We start from the raw sequence: 16,570 nt of genomic DNA on the forward strand, positions 1-16,570 counted from the left end.
CCTACTCAATTAACGTTGCGGTGCACCCAGCAATATAAGGAATAGCATAGGCAAGGATAACCTGCAGTGGTTTTATCCTGTTAAAACTTGTCATGGGTCAAACTTATCGGCTTGCAATGTTTTATATATTGCGCACCCAATAGTTCTCGCGCGATATATACAGTATGGCTGAATGTCATTATTTATCGGAGTCGGCGTATTTATTCTTCTCTTGAGCGATGAATAACCCAGCTTTTTATTATAAGCGCGTAGATGGCGGCGCTCGCTCTCTGACGTGTAAGAAAAGATAACAATATTGACGCAGCCGCGGCAGGATAGCCTGGCACAGGCTGTGCTATGGTCACCCACTGTGATGAATGGGTGACGGACGGTGACGGTGAGTAAGCTGGGTGACATATTGCATTGGCGGCGCTGGGGCCGCTTTACGCTGGCGACGCTGCTGACGGGGGGGATCGCTGGGGGGGCGGGATGGCTGGTCGCCCTGCTGCTGCACAGCGTGCAGCACCTTGCCTATGGCTATAGCCTGGATGCGGTTATCAGCAGTGAGTCTTTTCTACAGGGGGTCAGCGATGCGCCGGCGTGGCGCCGTTTTACGGCGCTGATGGCGGCGGGCGGCGTAGCCGGCGTGGGGTGGTACGCGCTGTACCGTTATGGACGCCGTCTGGTCAGCGTGCGCGACGTGCTACGCACTCCGCCGCCGCGGATGCCGCCGCGGGAAAGCATACTGCATGCCGCGCTGCAGGTGATTACGGTCGGGATGGGATCGCCGCTGGGGCGGGAGTCTGCGCCGCGGGAGATGGGGGCCCTGGGTGCGGAGCGTCTGGCCTCTGCGCTGGGGGTTACGGCGCAGCAGACGCGTACACTGATTGCCTGCGGCGCCGGGGCTGGCCTGGCGGCGGTGTACAATGTGCCGCTGGCCGGCGCTCTGTTTACGCTGGAGGTGCTGCTGAAGAGCTGGCGGGCGAGGGCGGTGATCCCGGCGCTGGTCTGCTGCGCAGTGGCGACGCTGGTCGCCCGGATCGGACTGGGGGATGAGTACCAATACCATATGCCGGGTTATCGGGTGACGGAGGGGCTGATCCTCTGGTCGCTGCTGTTTGGCCCGCTGTTTGGCTGTGCGGGGGTGCTGTTTGCCCGCCTGGGACGTTTGGCTGAATCTCGCTCTACGCGTGATGTCCGACTGATCCGGGATAATCTGCTGGCCTTTCTGCTGCTGGCGCTGCTCAGTCTGTGGCTACCGCAGCTGCCTGGCAACGGAAAAGGGGCGACCTGGCTCAGCTTTAACAGCGACGTGGGCATTGCGTTGGCCGGACTGCTGCTATGTGCGAAGGTGGCGGTACAGATGGCGGCTCTGCGGGCGGGGGCACGCGGAGGGCTGATGACGCCGGCGTTGGCCAACGGCGCGCTGCTGGCCTGCATCGTGGGGAGTCTGTGGCTGAGGCTGTGGCCGGGCACCGCGCTGGGGGCGTTCGCCGTCGTCGGCGCCGGGGCGTTTTTATCCGCCTCGATGGGAATGCCGCTGACCGCGCTGCTGCTGGTGTTCGAGCTAACCCATATCAGCCCAGACTTTCTGCTGCCGATGCTGTTGGCTATCGTCGGTGCTACGGTGGCGCGCCGTCTACTGGGCCCCTAGGGGCACGGAGTATGTAATTGGCGCCGTCATGGCCTGAGCGCGCGGCGGCGTATGAGATTCTGCGTCGTGCGGTTTTATATCGATGCGCTGTGCGTCTCATCGCTTGAAAATAAATTTATACATTACGTGCGAAGGAAGGTTTTATTTTAATTTATTATCAATAAATGCGCTGCGCGATAATCTCATAAATAAAATCCAGCCTAGCTCTGTCATTTTGTCTAATCTATTTGTGGCGCTGAAGTAGTGTCCGAAAATATGTACAGGAGGTGGGCTGTTTTTTGCTGCTTTTTATTATGGAAATAAAATAAAAATGATATTTATAAGAGTAGCAGTATCGAGTGCGTCTAACGAGAATATGATTGAATAAGGAGTTGGTGATGAAAAATAAAACAACATTTATTGGTGGTTCCGTACTGGCGCTGACGCTGGCACTGGCTGGCAACGCCTGTGCCCAGGCGCTGACGATGACCACGGTAACCACGCCGGAAACCATGACTTGCCATGAGTTTACCCAGATGAACCCGAAGGCGATGACGCCGGTTATGGTCTGGGTGGTCAATAAGGATCTCGACTATAAAAACGGTGATTATGTTGACTGGCAGAAGGTCCAGACGATCATGGTGCCGCAGGTGATTAAAGTTTGTAAAAAAGAGCCAGGTAAGAAAATTGTCGAATTCCGCAATCAGCTCCAGGAGCTGGTTTCAGAATAACGTCCCAGAATAACGTCCGGTGCGCGCCCTCTGCGCTGAGCGGGCGGCGACCCATACCCATGATGTCACGGAGATAGAGCCTATCCCATCAGTCAGCGTAGGCGCCTGACGAGCGGGAGTGCGCAGGGGATCTGCGCGCTTCGGCGCGTGTTAACGCCAGCCTCTGCTGGAATAGGCTCTCCGTCGCACCTAAGCCCGCCGATCGGCGGGCTTAGGTCGGCACCTACTTCAGAAACTCACTGTCTTTGAGCACGATAAGCGGCTCGATATCACTCTCTTTCTTGATCACCAATGAGCTGTCTGCGCGCAGGCAGGCGCCGCCGTAGCTACCGCCCACGGTAAAGGTACAGACCTGGATATGCTTGTCCGCCACCCGCGGCAGGCACCATAGCTGCTGATAAATATTCTTCTGGTCGCGGAATTTCCCGCTGGTGGTATCGAGCACCTCCTCATGGCGACTGACCAGATCGATATTGCTGCCACAGCGTCCGGCGATCGGCTTAACGGCGTAGCCGCTGCGGATCAGCGCCGGCGTCGGTTCAAAGTCGGTATCCAGGAGATAGCGGTGGTGGGGGAACAGCGACCACAGGATCGGGAGGATCGCCTTGTTGCCGGGGATGACGGTCCACAGCGGTTCGAACACCATGATTTCCGGCCGCAGCAGAACGTCGATCAGCCGCACCTGGTTTTCCGGTTGGCCGGTGCGGATGGGCACCGCGGCATATTCGGCGTCGCTGACCTCCCGCACCTGCTCCAGGGCGGTCTCCCACGCCCAGGTTTTCCACACGCAGTTCACCTGGCGCCCATCGTCGTCGATCAGCTGACCGGTGGCGTCCCAGCGCAGCGCCGCCAGACCTTTGACTATCTTGCTATCTAAGCCGGCCTGCGACAGCGCCCGCTGCATAAAGAGCGCATGATAGCTCTCCTCGACGTCGTTATCCTGCATGATGTGGACAAACGGGCGGGCGTGGCTGTGGCGCCAGGCGCCGGCCAGCTCGTTGAGCAGATCCTCGCCCGGGTTGTAGCCCGGAACGCCGTCGCCCTGTTTCGCCCAGCGCTGCAGGATCAGCGCGGCCTCCGTATGGCAGGAGGCCGAGTCAGCGTTGTATTCGTAGACCTTCAGCCCCCGTTCATCCATACAGAAGTCCATGCGTCCGGTGATCATGCAGTGGCGACGCTGCTGCCAGGAGAGGCGTAGGCGCGGCCAGAGGATCTTGGGAATATCGAACAGCGCCAGCAGACTGTCATCGCGCAGCACCTTATCGGTGGCGTGCAGGTACATCAGGTGCAGCTCATTGGTGGCCTTGATCAGCTCCTGCTCGGCGCTTTCGCTGATGGTGACATACTGATACGGGTTTTGGTTGATGATGTGCCCATTAGCCTGTACATAGGCCTTTTCGAGGGGGTCGTCTTCATTCAGCCAGCGGCCGTCAAAGGTCCCCCTATCGCTGCGCCGGGCGTCATGTAGTGCCATCATCGGCGGTGCGAGAGTGGGCTGGGGTAAACTGTCGCGGGCGTCATCGGTATGGATCATCCAGCCGAGGATCTCGGTATCGTCAAACGAGTCCCGAATGGTATAGCGGTCGTGGTGTCGCTGCAGCGTGAGCTCTCGCGTCCACTGCTGTCCCGGCGGCAGCGGGGCGTGGATAACGTTTTGCTCAGCGATGCGCACCCGGTCTCCCAGCAGCTGGGTGATGACGGCGACGTGGCCGGTATCCTTGAATTCACCGCCTTTCTGCCAGATCAGCAGCGCGCCGGCGACCGGCGCCCGTGCCGAGCCGTTGGCGAAGGCCTGCAGCGGCAGTAGGCTGTCGTTAACCACCTGACGCAGAAAACGCAGGGAGAAAATTTCATAGGCCATGCCGACGTCGGTAAATACGACGCCGTAGTTCAGAAACAGAAAACGGCGGGCAAATTCGACGCACTGCCACTTGTGGCCCATATATTCGTCGTCGATGTAGCTGCGCAAGGAGGCTTCATCGGGATAAACCCGGGGATCCAGCGTGCTATAGTCGGAGGAGTAAATTGCGACGCCGCCCGGTGCATAGCCAAGCAAAGTACCGAAAGGGGCGTCATTGTGGGTGATGTCTACGCTCATGATCCTGACCTCAGTATAACGCTGCTGGAGCTGGCTGGCAGGGTTGAAAAGGGTGCCATCATGGCAAGTCGCTGGCGCCAGCCAGACAGAGGTGGATTCATCATAGCACTAACTCACGGGGCGGCAACGGCGCGGGCAGAAAGGGGCTGGCGACCGCGCTGTGGCTACGCAGCCAATAAAATATAAATATGCTACCGCGTGAGAAATATCTTATTTTATCGCGCCTGGATGATCTTTTTCAGGGATGGCGGCAGGGTACCTTGGTCATTAAATTAATCGTGATTTGAATGTGTTAGCGCATATTAAGCGTATTCTATGCGGCGTTTTTAATAGCGCGATTTTGTTTTATCCAACTGATAATTAAGTGATTATTTTCAATGATGGCGAGCCGTAGGCGTGCGGCTGTTTGTTTATAGATGGTTTGTGTTTGTATTGTTATGCTATAGGCGCCTGCATTAAATAAAATAGAGTGAACCCGTTTTAGTGAAAACGCATAATGACATTCTGGCCGCGTTGGCGGCATTGCCCGTCTTTTTGGCTGGGGCGGCCTCCGCCGCTGAGCCAGGAATGCTGGACACGTTACGCAACAATATTGTTCAGACCTGGGATCAGCCGCAGCATTACGATCTGTATCTGCCGGCGATTACGTGGCACGCCCGCTTTGCCTATAGCCGGGAGAAGATCGATACCTATAACGAACGTCCGTGGGGCGCTGGTTTTGGCCAGTCCCGCTGGGATGAGAAGGGTAACTGGCACGGCCTGTACCTGATGGCGTTTAAAGACTCGTTTAATAAGTGGGAGCCGATCGGCGGCTATGGCTGGGAGGCGACCTGGCGCCCGCTGGAGGGATCGGACTTTCATTGGGGCGCCGGCTATACCGTGGGGGTGACCATGCGTGATAACTGGCGCTATATACCGATTCCGGTGATATTACCGATGGCTTCCGTCGGCTATGGTCCGCTGACGCTGCAAATGACGTATATCCCAGGCACCTATGATAACGGCAACGTCTATTTCGCCTGGCTGAGGCTGCAGTTTTAACGCGGCGCAGGGGGTGACTCACGGTGCGGGCGCCGCCGTTTAGGGCGCGTCCGGCGATAAAATACGGCGGAAAAATTGGTGAGCCGCCGGGTTGTTATCTATCTTTGCTACAGGGTACTCGGTTATTACGTCAACGGGCGTGGCCCGGGGGATGACCATGGTAGCGGAGAGCGTCTTGCTTGCCGATACGGTATTGATTGTGGATGACTCACCGGGCTATCGTCGCCTGCTGGCGACGATCCTGGCGCGCTGGCAATACCGGGTTATCGAGGCGCAGGACGGTGAGCAGGCGTTGGCGTGCCTGGCGAGCCATCGGGTGCATATTGTGATCAGCGACTGGGAGATGCCGCTGATGGACGGCGCCGCGCTGTGCCGGGCGATCCGCGCCGGAGACTATGGTCACTATATCTATCTGATCCTGTTGACTATCCGCCAGTCAACCGAGGATATGCTGGCCGGAATGGCCGCCGGCGCCGACGATTTCTTGACGAAACCCCTCAATCAGGGGCAGCTGCGCAGTCGCTTGCATGCCGCCCGACGCATCATCTCTCTGGAGGCCACGCTGGCGGCGCGCAACGCTACGCTGGCCCATGCCTATCAGCAGATTGAATCCGATCTGCAGGCCGCCGCCGCGATGCAGCGCAATCTGCTGCCCTCTCACGACCAAACCATTAACGGCTTCCATGCCGACTGGCTGTTCTTGCCCTCGGCCTATGTGTCCGGCGATCTGCTGAACTATGTTCTGCTGGATACGCATCATCTGGCGTTCTACTGTGTGGATGTGGCCGGACACGGCGTAAGCGCCGCCATGCTGGCGCAGTCGGTGGCGCAGGAGTTTAACAGCGCGCTGCTGACGCACAGTCTGCTGTTCTCCCCCTCGGCGCAGGATCCTGCGCCGCCGCACCGGGTGGTGAGCGAGCTCAATCGTCGCTTTTGCCTGGAGCCGCAGGAGGATGGCGTCGTGCGCTATTTCACCCTGGTGTACGGGGTGTTGGACACCCGTGACGGCCAGATAGCCCTGTGTCAGGCCGGGCATCCTACGCCGCTGTGGATCCGGGCGGACGGTAGCCTGAGCGGCGTTGGCGACGGCGGTCTGCCGATCGGCATGTTTGAGTGGGCAGAGTATGAGGATCATACGCTGACGCTGGCTCCCGGCGATCGACTGTGCCTGTACAGCGATGGCGTCAGCGAGTGCGACAGCCCGCAGGGCGAGCTGTTCGGCGAGGTGCGCCTGCGCCGTGAGCTGCAGGCGCAGAGCCACGCGGCGGCGCCGCAGCTGCTGCAGACGCTGGCCGCCGCGCTCTCGCGCTGGCACAGCCCCGATGAGGGAACCCCACATCAACGCTTTTCCGATGATATTTCACTGTTGATGATCACCCGCTGCGCCGATGGCCTGCAGGGACGGGTAGAGGAGAATATATGAATTTTGCCGTAGAGGAAGTGGGTGGCCTGACGATTGTCTCGCCGCTGATCCGCCGCCTGGATGCGTCGGTTGCCGGGGTCTTTCGCCAGAACGTCGTTACGCTGATCGAGCAGGGGCACCACCGGCTGCTGCTGGACTTCAGCCAGGTGGACTTCATCGACAGTAGCTGCCTGGGCGCGCTGGTATCGCTGCTGAAGCTGTTAAACAATCGGGGCGATCTGCTGCTGTGCGGGCTGAATGAAAATATCCAGGGCATGTTCCGCATCACCCGGATGGATCGCGTTTTTCATATCGGCACCGATCGCCAGCAGATGCTGGCGCAGCACGGCGCATGAGGCGGTAGGGCATGAAGCTGCGCACCTATTCATTTCCGCTGGCGGCGACGCTGGATAGCCTGGCTCCGCTGGGAGCCGCGCTGCAGGAGTTTTTTAGCGGCGCGCCCCCTGACGTTCTGTTCCAGCTGGAGCTGGCCGCCAATGAGTCCTTCAGCAATATCGTGCGTCACGGTCAGGCGGGGGCGCATCCGGTGGCGGTAACCCTGACGCGCCATCCCCGGCATCTGGAGGTAGTGCTGCGCGATCGCGGGCAGCCGATCCCCCGCGGGGCGCTGCGGCCGACGGCGCCGGATCCCCACATGGACGATCCGTGCAGCTGGCCGGAGCATGGCATGGGCATGCTATTGATCCGTCAAATGACCGATGAGTACCACTACCGCTACGGCGCGGGGGGAAATGAGCAGCGGCTGATCAAGTATCTGCCGCTGGGCGGTGGTACGTGCGCGCCATAGCGCATGACGGGGGCCGCGGGCCGGGCGCATAGCGCGTCGGCGATGGCGACGGGAACGACGGCTCAGGGCGCGCCGCGCCGCAGAGCCAACGGCGTATCACGCCGAGATAACAGGGGTAGCAGCGTATGTCCTATAGCGCGGAAAGCGAGAGCAGTGAAAGCCGTATGCAGCGCCAGATCGTCAGCGCGCTGCGCCATCGCGTCGGTATGGAGCCGGCGGCGGCGGGCCAGCGGGACTGGTTCAATGCCCTGGCGCTGGTGGTGCGTGATCGCCTGTATGACGCCTACTGTCAAACCCGGCAGCGTCACGCGCATCAGCGGCGCAAGCGGGTGTACTACCTGTCGATGGAGTTTCTGATCGGCCAATCGCTGCGCTTTAACCTGCAGAATCTAGGGCTGTACGCGACGGCGCAGGCGGCGCTGGCGGCCGAGGGGCAGGCGCTGGAGGCGCTGTTTGACAGCGAGCCGGACGCCGCGCTGGGCAACGGCGGCCTGGGGCGACTGGCCGCCTGTTTTATGGATTCGCTGGCGACTCTGGACGTCGCCGCCAGCGGTCACGGCATCAAGTATGAATACGGCCTGTTCCGTCAGCTGATCATCAATGATCAGCAGATCGAAAAACCGGATGAGTGGCACTCGGCCGCCTCGCCCTGGATTATCCAGCACCCGAGCCAGAGCATGATCATTCCGATCTACGGGCGTATAGAGCATGGCTTCGACGCGCAGGGAAACTATAACCCGATGTGGCTGGAGTGGAAGGTGCTGCTGGGCGTTCCCAACGACTATTATGTCAGCGGCGGAGAGGATAAGGGGGTTAACCGCCTGCGTCTGTACCACGCGGCGGCCTCTGACTCCTTCGATATCCTCATCTTTAACCAGGGGGACTATCTGCGGGCGGTCGGCGAGAAGATCGGCAGCGAGAATATCTCCAAGATCCTCTACCCCTCCGACGAAATTCTCTCCGGCAAAGAGCTGCGCCTGACCCAGGAGTACTTTCTGGTCGCCTGCACCGTGCGTGACCTGCTGCGTGATTTCTTCGCCGAGCACCAGGATATTCGCCGGCTGCCGGAGTGGGCGGCTGTGCACATTAACGATACGCATCCGGCGCTGATCGTGGTGGAGCTGATGCGGGTGCTGGTGGACGAGTACCGTATCGGCTGGGATGAGGCCTGGTCGATGACCTGCCGCACCTGCTCGTTTACCAACCATACCCTGATGCCGGAGGCGCTGGAGTGCTGGTCGCTGCCGCTGGTGGAGCGCCTGCTGCCCCGTCATCTGCAGCTGATTTATGAGATTAACCACCGTTTCCTGACCACGGTCAGCCGTCGCTATCCCGATGACGCCGCGCCGCTGCTGCCGTCGCTGTCGCTGATCGATGAGAGCGGCGAGAAGCGTCTGCGGATGGTGAATCTGGCGACGCTGGGCAGCCATAAGGTCAACGGCGTCTCGGCCATCCACTCCGAACTGGTGCGCGATATGCTGCTGCCGCAGTTCAGCCGCCTGACCCCCGACAAGTTCGTCAACCAGACCAACGGGATCTCCCATCGCCGCTGGCTACAGCTGGCCAACCCCGCGCTGGCGCAGTTTTTTACCGAGCTTATCGGCCCGGGGTGGCTGGACGATCCCCATCGTTTGGCGCAGCTGTCGGACTACTGCGACGACGGTCAGGTGGTGGATCGGGTGCGGCGGATTAAAACCGACAATAAGCTGGCGCTCAGTAACTATGTCTACAGCCGCTACCGGATCGCCCTGGATCCGATGGCCATGTTTGATGTTCACGCCAAGCGTTTCCATGAATATAAGCGCCAGCTGCTCAACGTATTGCACATTATCTATCAGTATCAGCGCCTGCAGGAGGGCGGGGAGCTGGCGACGCCGAAGATCTATTTCTTCTCCGGCAAGGCGGCGCCGCGCTATACCCTGGCCAAGCTGATCCTGCAGCTGGTGAACTGCGTGGCGCGGCGCATCAGCCAGCTGCCGCGGGTGAACGGAGTTATCCGCGTGGTGTTTCTGGAGGACTACAGCGTCTCGCTGGCGGAGCGGCTGATCCCCGCCTGCGATCTGTCAGAGCAGATCTCGATGGCCGGTACGGAGGCCTCTGGCACCAGCAACATGAAGTTTGCGATGAATGGCGCCCTGCTGATCGGGACGCTGGACGGCGCCAATATCGAAATCCGCCAGGCGGTGGGAGAGCAGAACTTCTACCTGTTTGGCCACACGACGCTGCAGATAGCCCAGAGGAAGGCGCAGGGCTACCGACCCTATGAGGTGTTGAGCCAGCAGCCGTCGCTACAGATGGCGCTGGACGCGCTGGTGTCCGGTGAGCTGTGCGCCGATCGCGAACGGTTCCGCCCGCTGTATGAGATGCTGACCGCGTCGGATTACTACATGCACCTGGCCGACTTTGATGACTATCGCCACGCTCACCAGCAGGCCCAGCTGGACTTTAGCCGGCATAGCGAATGGCACCGCCGCACCCTGTGGGGGATGAGCCGGATGGGGCACTTCTCCAGCGATTACACCATCCGTGGCTACTGCCGCGAGATCTGGAATACCGATGGGTAGCGCCGCGCAGAGGATAAAGGGCGGCCCGCGGGCCGCCCTTTTTTTAGGATGCCGGAGGGCTTACAGCGCCACCACGCGGTTGATTTCGACGACCTGATCGCTGGGCAGATAATAGTAGTCGGTGACATGGGCGCTGTTGCGCATCATGACGCGGAATATCTTACGCTGCCAGGTAGGGAACGCCTTGTTTCGATCCTTCATCATCAGGGACTCATGGCCGATATAGTAGGTCATCTCCTTGGGATCGCTCTGGCAGTGCTCAAAGTCGGCTCCGCTCAGCAGTTGGGGAATGTTGGGGTGCTCCATAAAGCCGTAGTGTGCGCTGCAACGCCACAGATTGGGCGCTATCTGGGTCAGGGTCACTCGCTCCGCGGGCGCGACGTAGGGAATATTGTCGACCAGGATGGTCAGCAGCAGCACGTTGCGGTGCAGTGAACCGTTGCGCTGTACGTGCAGGCGCATCACCGATGGCACTCCGGCGGAGGAGCGGGTCAGGAACACCGCGGTGCCGGGCACCCGCGGGATATTCTGCGCCTCAAGGGTGTGCAGGTAGCTGGCCAGCGGGATCATGCGCTCCTGGGTTTTGCGCAGCACCATCCGACTGCCCTTATGCCAGACCAGCATCAGGGTGAAGATGGCCAGCGCCAGCAGCAGCGGGATATAGCCCCCCTCCAGCAGCTTGGTCAGGTTGGCGCACAGGAACAGCAGATCCACGCACATGAAGAACCCGGCGGCGCACAGGCTGGCGGGCAGGGACCAGCGCCAGATCTCCCGCATGGCGATGAACAGCAGCGACGAGGTCAGGGTCATGGTCAGCGAGACGGCGATGCCGTAGGCCGCGGCCAGGTTTTCCGACGTCTTAAAGAAGATGGCCAGCAGCAGCGTGACGATCATCAGCATTAGGTTGATGCTGCCGATATAGATCTGGCCGTAGCTCTCCTCGGTGGTCTGCTTGATTTGCAGGCGCGGCAGCCAGCCGAGCTGGATAGCCTGGCGCGTCATGGAGAAGGCGCCGCTGATGATCGCCTGGCTGGCGATGATGGTGGCCAGGGTCGCCAAGATCACCAGCGGGATCACCAGCGGCGTCGGGCAGAGCAGGTAGAAGATGTTCTGGCTAAGATCGGCGCCGGAGAGCACCAGGGCAGCCTGCCCGGCGTAGTTCAACAGCAGGCTGGGAAAGACGATGCCGAACCAGGCGCCCCAGATCGGCTTACGTCCAAAGTGGCCCATATCGGCGTACAGCGCCTCGGCGCCGGTCACGCACAGAAAGACGCCGCCGAGCACGACAAAGCTCAGCGTGTCGTGCGTCAGCATAAAGTGGATGGCGTAGTAGGGATTTATCGCCAGCAGTACGCTGGGATGACGGCTGATGCCCCAGATGCCCAGCGCGGCGATAGAGAGAAACCACAGCGTCATAATCGGGGCAAACAGCTTGCTGATCCGCGCGGTTCCCAGATGCTGCAGCGCGAACATCAGCACCAGAATGACGACCGTCGCTGGCAGAATATAGGGATCCAGCTGCGGCATGACCAGATTGAGCCCCTCTAGCGCGGAAAGGACTGAAATGGCCGGGGTGATCGCCCCATCGCCATAGATCAGCGCCGCACCGAACAGGGCCGCCATGACGATGGCCGGTCGCGAATGTTTGTGGCGCACCAGCAGGGACATCAGCGCCAGAATACCGCCCTCGCCGTGGTTATCGATGCGCATGACGCACAGGGCATATTTAAGCGAGGTAATAATGACCAGCGTCCAAAATACCAGCGAAAGCAGCCCCAGCACATCGGCGGGGGCATGGGGGTTTCCGGCCAGAGAGAGTACCGTTTTCAGGGTATAGAGCGGACTGGTACCAATATCGCCAAAGACGATGCCCAATGCGCCAAATACCAGGATAGGTAGACGCTTGCCGGTGGATGCGTCGTTATCCGTACGCTCGGGCATGACATATCTCCTGATAATTACTTGATTTTCATAGTATAGCATAGACAATTTCTATGATGAATTGGCCTGCGGACGATATTGTTATTCCCCTGCGGCGGCGCGGCGTTGCCATTGATGCTATACGGCGGCGGCGCGATTATTGTCGGCCGGACGTTAAATTATTTTATATATTTATTTGTCTTGGTGAATTCATTCCAAATATTTATTCATAATAATAAAACTGTGATCGCTAGAATAATTGGATTAAAAAACGTTGGCGTTGCGCTGGTATTTAAATTTAATATTCAAAACACGCTAAGCCTGCTATCTATTTTAATGATGTGTAAATATTAATTATATAGGGAAATTATGAAAAAGATCCCGCTGAAGGAGAACGTCTTCGTTGCCGCCTATGCCCGGATGAACTGGATATTTGACACCTTTCCCCGGGTGTGTGTTTCATTTTCCGGCGGCAAGGACTCTACCGTTTTATTGCATATTGCCGCCGAGGTCGCGCGCAGGAAAAAGCGCCGTATCTTCGTGCTGTTTGTCGATTGGGAGGTGCAGTTCAGCCATACTATCCAGCATATTGAGCGTATGCGTCAGCGCTACCAGGATGTGATTGAGCGTTTCTTTTGGGTGGCGCTGCCGCTGACCACGGCCAGCGGGGTATCGCAGTATGAAACGGAGTGGACCTGCTGGCAACCGGGGGTGACGTGGGTGCGCCAACCGCCGCCGGACGCCATCACCGATCCGGCCTTCTTCCCGTTCCATACGCCGGGTATCAGCTTCGAAGCCTTTGTGGTGGCCTTTTCCCTCTGGCTATCGGGGCGTAAGAGCATGGCGACGCTGGTGGGGATCCGCGCCGATGAGTCCCTGAACCGTTTTATGGCGGTGGCGTCGCATAGCAAGCTGCGCTATGACGACGACAAGCCCTGGACGACCGCCTCCCAGGATGGCTTCTACTATACCGCCTATCCGCTGTATGACTGGAAGGCCAGCGATATCTGGCACTTTAACGCGCAGCAGCGTCTGCCTTATAACCCGTTGTATGATCTGATGTATCGCGCCGGGGTACCGCTGCGTCAGATGCGTATCTGCGAGCCTTTTGGCCCGGAGCAGCGTAAGGGGCTGTGGCTGTACCACGTGCTGGAGCCGGCGACCTGGGGACGCGCCTGCTCGCGGGTTGCCGGCGCCAACGGCGGCGCCATCTACGCCAATCAGAGCGGGGCGTTTTATGCCCTCAATCGGCAGATCGACAAGCCGCCCCAGCATACCTGGAAGAGCTATGTCCACTATCTGCTGGCCAGCATGCCGCAGAAAACGGCGGAGCATTACCGCAATAAGATCGCCATTTATCTGCGCTGGTATCTGAGCCATGGCTACCCGCAGGATATTCCCGATAGCCAGGAGCGCGATCTGGGCGCTCGGGATATTCCCTCGTGGCGTCGGATTTGCAAGACACTGATAAAAAATGACTTTTGGTGTCGAACGCTGTCATTCAGCCCCAATCGGCCACAGGCCTACGCACGCTATGTTAAACGCATACAGCAGAAGCGCCATCAATGGGAGATTATCTGAGATGACCCTAGAAGCCCTAGAGCAGGCGCTGATCGGCCTGCTGGAGTCTCAGTCGGAGACGGCGCAGCGCGTCGCGCTGCTTAATCGGCTGCGTACGCTGCTGCATCGCTACAGCCCCTTTGCCGACGAGCCGGTGGACTGCGTACTGTGGATCGCCAATGAACAGGTTGAGGCCAATGACTATAACCCCAACGTGATGGCGCCGGTCGAAAAGCGGCTGCTGCAGCGTTCGCTGGCCTCGGACGGCTATACCCAGCCGGTGGTAGCGGTGGCGCAGGGAGAGCGCTACGTGGTGATCGACGGTTTTCACCGCTACCTTCTGGGCCGCAAGAACGGGGCGTTACGCCGGCGTCTGCAGGGCTATCTGCCGGTGACGCTGCTGGCCAGCGCGCGTGAGGATGCGGCGGCGCGCATTGCGGCCACGATCCGTCATAACCGAGCCCGCGGCAAGCACCAGATCGCGCCGATGTCCGATATCGTCCGCGATCTGCACCGCCTGGGCTGGGACGAGGGGCGCATCGGCGAAGAGCTGGGCATGGATGCCGATGAGGTGCTGCGGCTCAAGCAGATCAGCGGGCTGGCGGAGCTGTTTGCTGACGAAGGCTACAGCCAGGGATGGACAGTGAAGTAGTCGGCGTAGCGCCAAACGGGGCCGCCAGGCGCCTGATGGTGGTCGGCGGCGTGTCATACGCTGGCGCAGGATGCCCTAAACGCCGTTTTGCGCCTGCAGGGCGGCCTGCACGACGGCGGGCATGTTGGCCATTTGTGCCAGCTCGGCGTCGTTCAGCCCATAGCGGGCATAGTCGGCGCTGTCTGGGTAGCTGACCCGCACGTGGCCATCTGGCTGCTGGGCGATGAGCACCCGGTAGGGCAGCGCCAGCGCCAGCTCCGGGTGGGCCAGCATGAGTGGGGTACCGCCTTTGGGGTTGCCAAAGACCAGCACCGTGGTGGGCGGCATGGTTAGTTCGCTTTGGCGGGCGGCCGCGGCGTGGTCCAGTTCGGCAAAGAGCGTCAGGTGGCGGGCGTTGATGGTATCCAGCAGGCGTTGACGGGTTTGCGGGAAGTCATAAGGGCTGATCTGGGACAGGGTCATATTATCTCCTGGCAGGGGGGCTGCATGGGTGATAAACGGTAAACTGAGTGCCAAGAACAAAAGCGTACGTGCGATCATAATCTCTCCCACCGGGTCAGAGGAAAATAGCGTTTAGCTTATCCGCACCGGCCATCGTCTACGCTGCGCCAGCGTCTTATTCTGTTGTTCCCGCGTCTCTATCGCCGGGTGGCATTCCGGCTCGCCGTGCCCGCAGCGTCTTCCGGGCAGGCCCGGCTGGCCGGGGTAATGACGCGCCGGCGATACGTGCGCCGGACATTTAGAAACCGAACTCTTTGAACATATCGTGGTTCCCCATCGCGTTATTGTCTGGGCGGTTTATGGTTTCCATTTGTTTGATAAGCCCAAGGCTTGCGCCGATAGGGCCACCAACGCTGAAGCCGACGCTGCTGGAGCGGCTTTTGGTGGTGCTGCTGCTGTGGGTCTGGCTGCTGTTGTTGCAGTTGCTCTGGCGGGTGCGGGTGACGCCGTTATCGCTGAATACGCTGTCCTCACTCTGGGTGCAGCTTCCCTGAGACTGCGTATGGCTATCGCCGGTCGTATGGCTGCGGCTGTCGGTGTGCCACTCGCTATACTGTCCGGCGGGGGCGATGACGTTGACCGGTGTGCCATAGGCGGCATAGGGCTGGAGCGCGACCCCGCCGCAGGCGCTTAATAACACTGAGGCGCCTGCGATAAAAAAGAACTTACCCAGAGTTGTTTTTTTCATTATAGATACCTATTTTTGGTTAGTTATTTGTGATGCTGTGCCGAAACCGGCTGGCTATTATTCATTCTTATACTCTGAGATCAAGCTGTTTTAAATAAATTGGTATTATTCCTAGTGGTATTTTTTAGCGTTAAGGTTTATTTGCAATACAATTAAATAAACTCCGAAGTGACTACTCGGTAAAAACGATGTAATTTTTTCCGCTATTCCTATTTATCCACCGTAGAGCGTGGAAAATGAGGGTTCGTTTATGTTTGGTATATTTTTCAATGTTATTTTACGCCGGTCATAGCGGCACTTTCGCGTCGCTAAAATAAGACGGTACGCCATTCAGCGACTGCGCCGCGCCGCTGGCCGTAGGCGTATCTGGCTGTCTCTGGATGTATATATTATTTATTTTTAGGAATAATCATAATGAAAAAAAGTTTTTGTGCAGTATCTCTGTTGATTTCCCTGGGCGCCGCTGCGCCGGCAATGGCCGAGGGGCAGACGGTTTCACTGGGCTATGCCCAGGCCAAAGTGGCTGATTTTAAAAATATCACCGGGGTTAATCTTAAGTATCGCTATGAGTGGGACTCTCCCCTTAGCCTGATGACCTCCTTTACCTATATGGGCGGCAGCAAGGCGTTCAATGAAAGCGCGGGGCCGGAATATTATCGCGGTAATGGGGATCTGAAATATTACTCTCTGGCGGCAGGCCCGGCCTGGCGGATTAATGATAGCGTCAGCGTTTATGGTCTGCTGGGGGTTAACGTAAATAAAACCGCGGTCTCCGCCGCCTGGCGTGACGTGTGGGTCGGCGGCTATGAAGAGGGCAGTCTGCAGCAAACGCGCACTAAGGGGTCGCTGATGTACGGCGCCGGCCTGCAGATTAACCCGCTGGCCAACTGGAGCATCGATGTGGGCTATGAGGGATCGCGCGTCGATCTGGGCGGCAGCAAGCACAGCATTAACGGCTTTAATCTGGGCGTCGGCTACCGCTTTTAAGCCGGA

14 protein-coding genes are annotated in these 16,570 nt (G+C 59.0%); 10 read left to right on the plus strand and 4 right to left on the minus strand.

The genetic code is table 11. The annotated features are described in order from the left end of the window. Positions 1-385 precede the first annotated feature (385 nt). Positions 386-1,633 (plus strand): chloride channel protein, encoded by a 1,248-nt coding sequence (locus QY76_RS07050; RefSeq protein ID WP_370634787.1) that lies wholly within the window; start codon positions 386-388, stop codon positions 1,631-1,633. A 377-nt stretch (positions 1,634-2,010) separates the two neighbouring features. After that, complete coding sequence (locus QY76_RS07055; RefSeq protein ID WP_034164127.1) at positions 2,011-2,343, plus strand: HdeA/HdeB family chaperone; 333 nt, start codon at positions 2,011-2,013, stop codon at positions 2,341-2,343. A 223-nt stretch (positions 2,344-2,566) separates the two neighbouring features. On the opposite strand, the gene gss is transcribed toward QY76_RS07055, so the two are convergent. Further along, the gene (gss, locus tag QY76_RS07060; protein ID WP_034164128.1) at positions 2,567-4,441 is read right to left on the minus strand and encodes a bifunctional glutathionylspermidine amidase/synthase; all 1,875 of its coding nucleotides are present in this window, start codon (positions 4,439-4,441) and stop codon (positions 2,567-2,569) included. A 522-nt stretch (positions 4,442-4,963) separates the two neighbouring features. Between gss and pagP the strand changes: the two genes are divergently transcribed. From pagP to QY76_RS07085, 5 genes are all read left to right on the plus strand, one after another. Beyond that, positions 4,964-5,482, plus strand: a complete 519-nt coding sequence (gene pagP, locus QY76_RS07065) for a lipid IV(A) palmitoyltransferase PagP (protein ID WP_225865206.1) — start codon at positions 4,964-4,966, stop codon at positions 5,480-5,482. Positions 5,483-5,639: 157 nt separating this feature from the next. Next, the gene (locus QY76_RS07070; protein WP_034164268.1) at positions 5,640-6,905 is read left to right on the plus strand and encodes a PP2C family protein-serine/threonine phosphatase; all 1,266 of its coding nucleotides are present in this window, start codon (positions 5,640-5,642) and stop codon (positions 6,903-6,905) included. After that, positions 6,902-7,240 carry an STAS domain-containing protein gene (locus QY76_RS07075; protein WP_034164129.1) on the plus strand — a complete coding sequence of 113 codons (339 nt, stop codon included), beginning with the start codon at positions 6,902-6,904 and terminating at the stop codon, positions 7,238-7,240. The genes QY76_RS07070 and QY76_RS07075 overlap by 4 nt, the downstream gene beginning before the upstream one ends. Positions 7,241-7,251: 11 nt before the next feature. Then, positions 7,252-7,692 (plus strand): ATP-binding protein, encoded by a 441-nt coding sequence (locus QY76_RS07080; RefSeq protein WP_034164130.1) that lies wholly within the window; start codon positions 7,252-7,254, stop codon positions 7,690-7,692. A gap of 125 nt (positions 7,693-7,817) precedes the next feature. Further along, positions 7,818-10,256, plus strand: a complete 2,439-nt coding sequence (locus QY76_RS07085) for a glycogen/starch/alpha-glucan phosphorylase (protein ID WP_081854087.1) — start codon at positions 7,818-7,820, stop codon at positions 10,254-10,256. Positions 10,257-10,316: 60 nt separating this feature from the next. On the opposite strand, the gene QY76_RS07090 is transcribed toward QY76_RS07085, so the two are convergent. Continuing rightward, positions 10,317-12,197 (minus strand): potassium transporter Kup, encoded by a 1,881-nt coding sequence (locus tag QY76_RS07090; RefSeq protein ID WP_045425792.1) that lies wholly within the window; start codon positions 12,195-12,197, stop codon positions 10,317-10,319. Positions 12,198-12,545: 348 nt separating this feature from the next. Here QY76_RS07090 and QY76_RS07095 point away from each other — a divergent pair, with 348 nt between their 5' ends. After that, positions 12,546-13,757 carry a phosphoadenosine phosphosulfate reductase gene (locus QY76_RS07095; RefSeq protein WP_034164132.1) on the plus strand — a complete coding sequence of 404 codons (1,212 nt, stop codon included), beginning with the start codon at positions 12,546-12,548 and terminating at the stop codon, positions 13,755-13,757. A 1-nt stretch (position 13,758) separates the two neighbouring features. Continuing rightward, entirely contained in the window at positions 13,759-14,388 is a 630-nt protein-coding gene (locus QY76_RS07100; RefSeq protein WP_034164133.1) for a ParB N-terminal domain-containing protein, read from the plus strand. A gap of 75 nt (positions 14,389-14,463) precedes the next feature. On the opposite strand, the gene QY76_RS07105 is transcribed toward QY76_RS07100, so the two are convergent. Together QY76_RS07105 and QY76_RS07110 are read right to left on the minus strand one after the other, a co-directional pair. Next, the gene (locus tag QY76_RS07105) at positions 14,464-14,850 is read right to left on the minus strand and encodes a DUF302 domain-containing protein (protein WP_235439461.1); all 387 of its coding nucleotides are present in this window, start codon (positions 14,848-14,850) and stop codon (positions 14,464-14,466) included. Between the two features lie 277 nt (positions 14,851-15,127). Further along, positions 15,128-15,577, minus strand: coding sequence for a hypothetical protein (locus tag QY76_RS07110; protein ID WP_045425798.1), 450 nt, complete (start codon positions 15,575-15,577; stop codon positions 15,128-15,130). A gap of 414 nt (positions 15,578-15,991) precedes the next feature. On the opposite strand from QY76_RS07110, the gene QY76_RS07115 reads away from it, so the two are divergent. Beyond that, positions 15,992-16,564, plus strand: a complete 573-nt coding sequence (locus QY76_RS07115; protein WP_034164137.1) for an Ail/Lom family outer membrane beta-barrel protein — start codon at positions 15,992-15,994, stop codon at positions 16,562-16,564. Positions 16,565-16,570: the final 6 nt, after the last annotated feature.

The sequence above is a fragment of the Edwardsiella sp. EA181011 genome (genome assembly GCF_000800725.1).
GTDB classification, from domain to species: Bacteria; Pseudomonadota; Gammaproteobacteria; order Enterobacterales; family Enterobacteriaceae; genus Edwardsiella; species Edwardsiella anguillarum.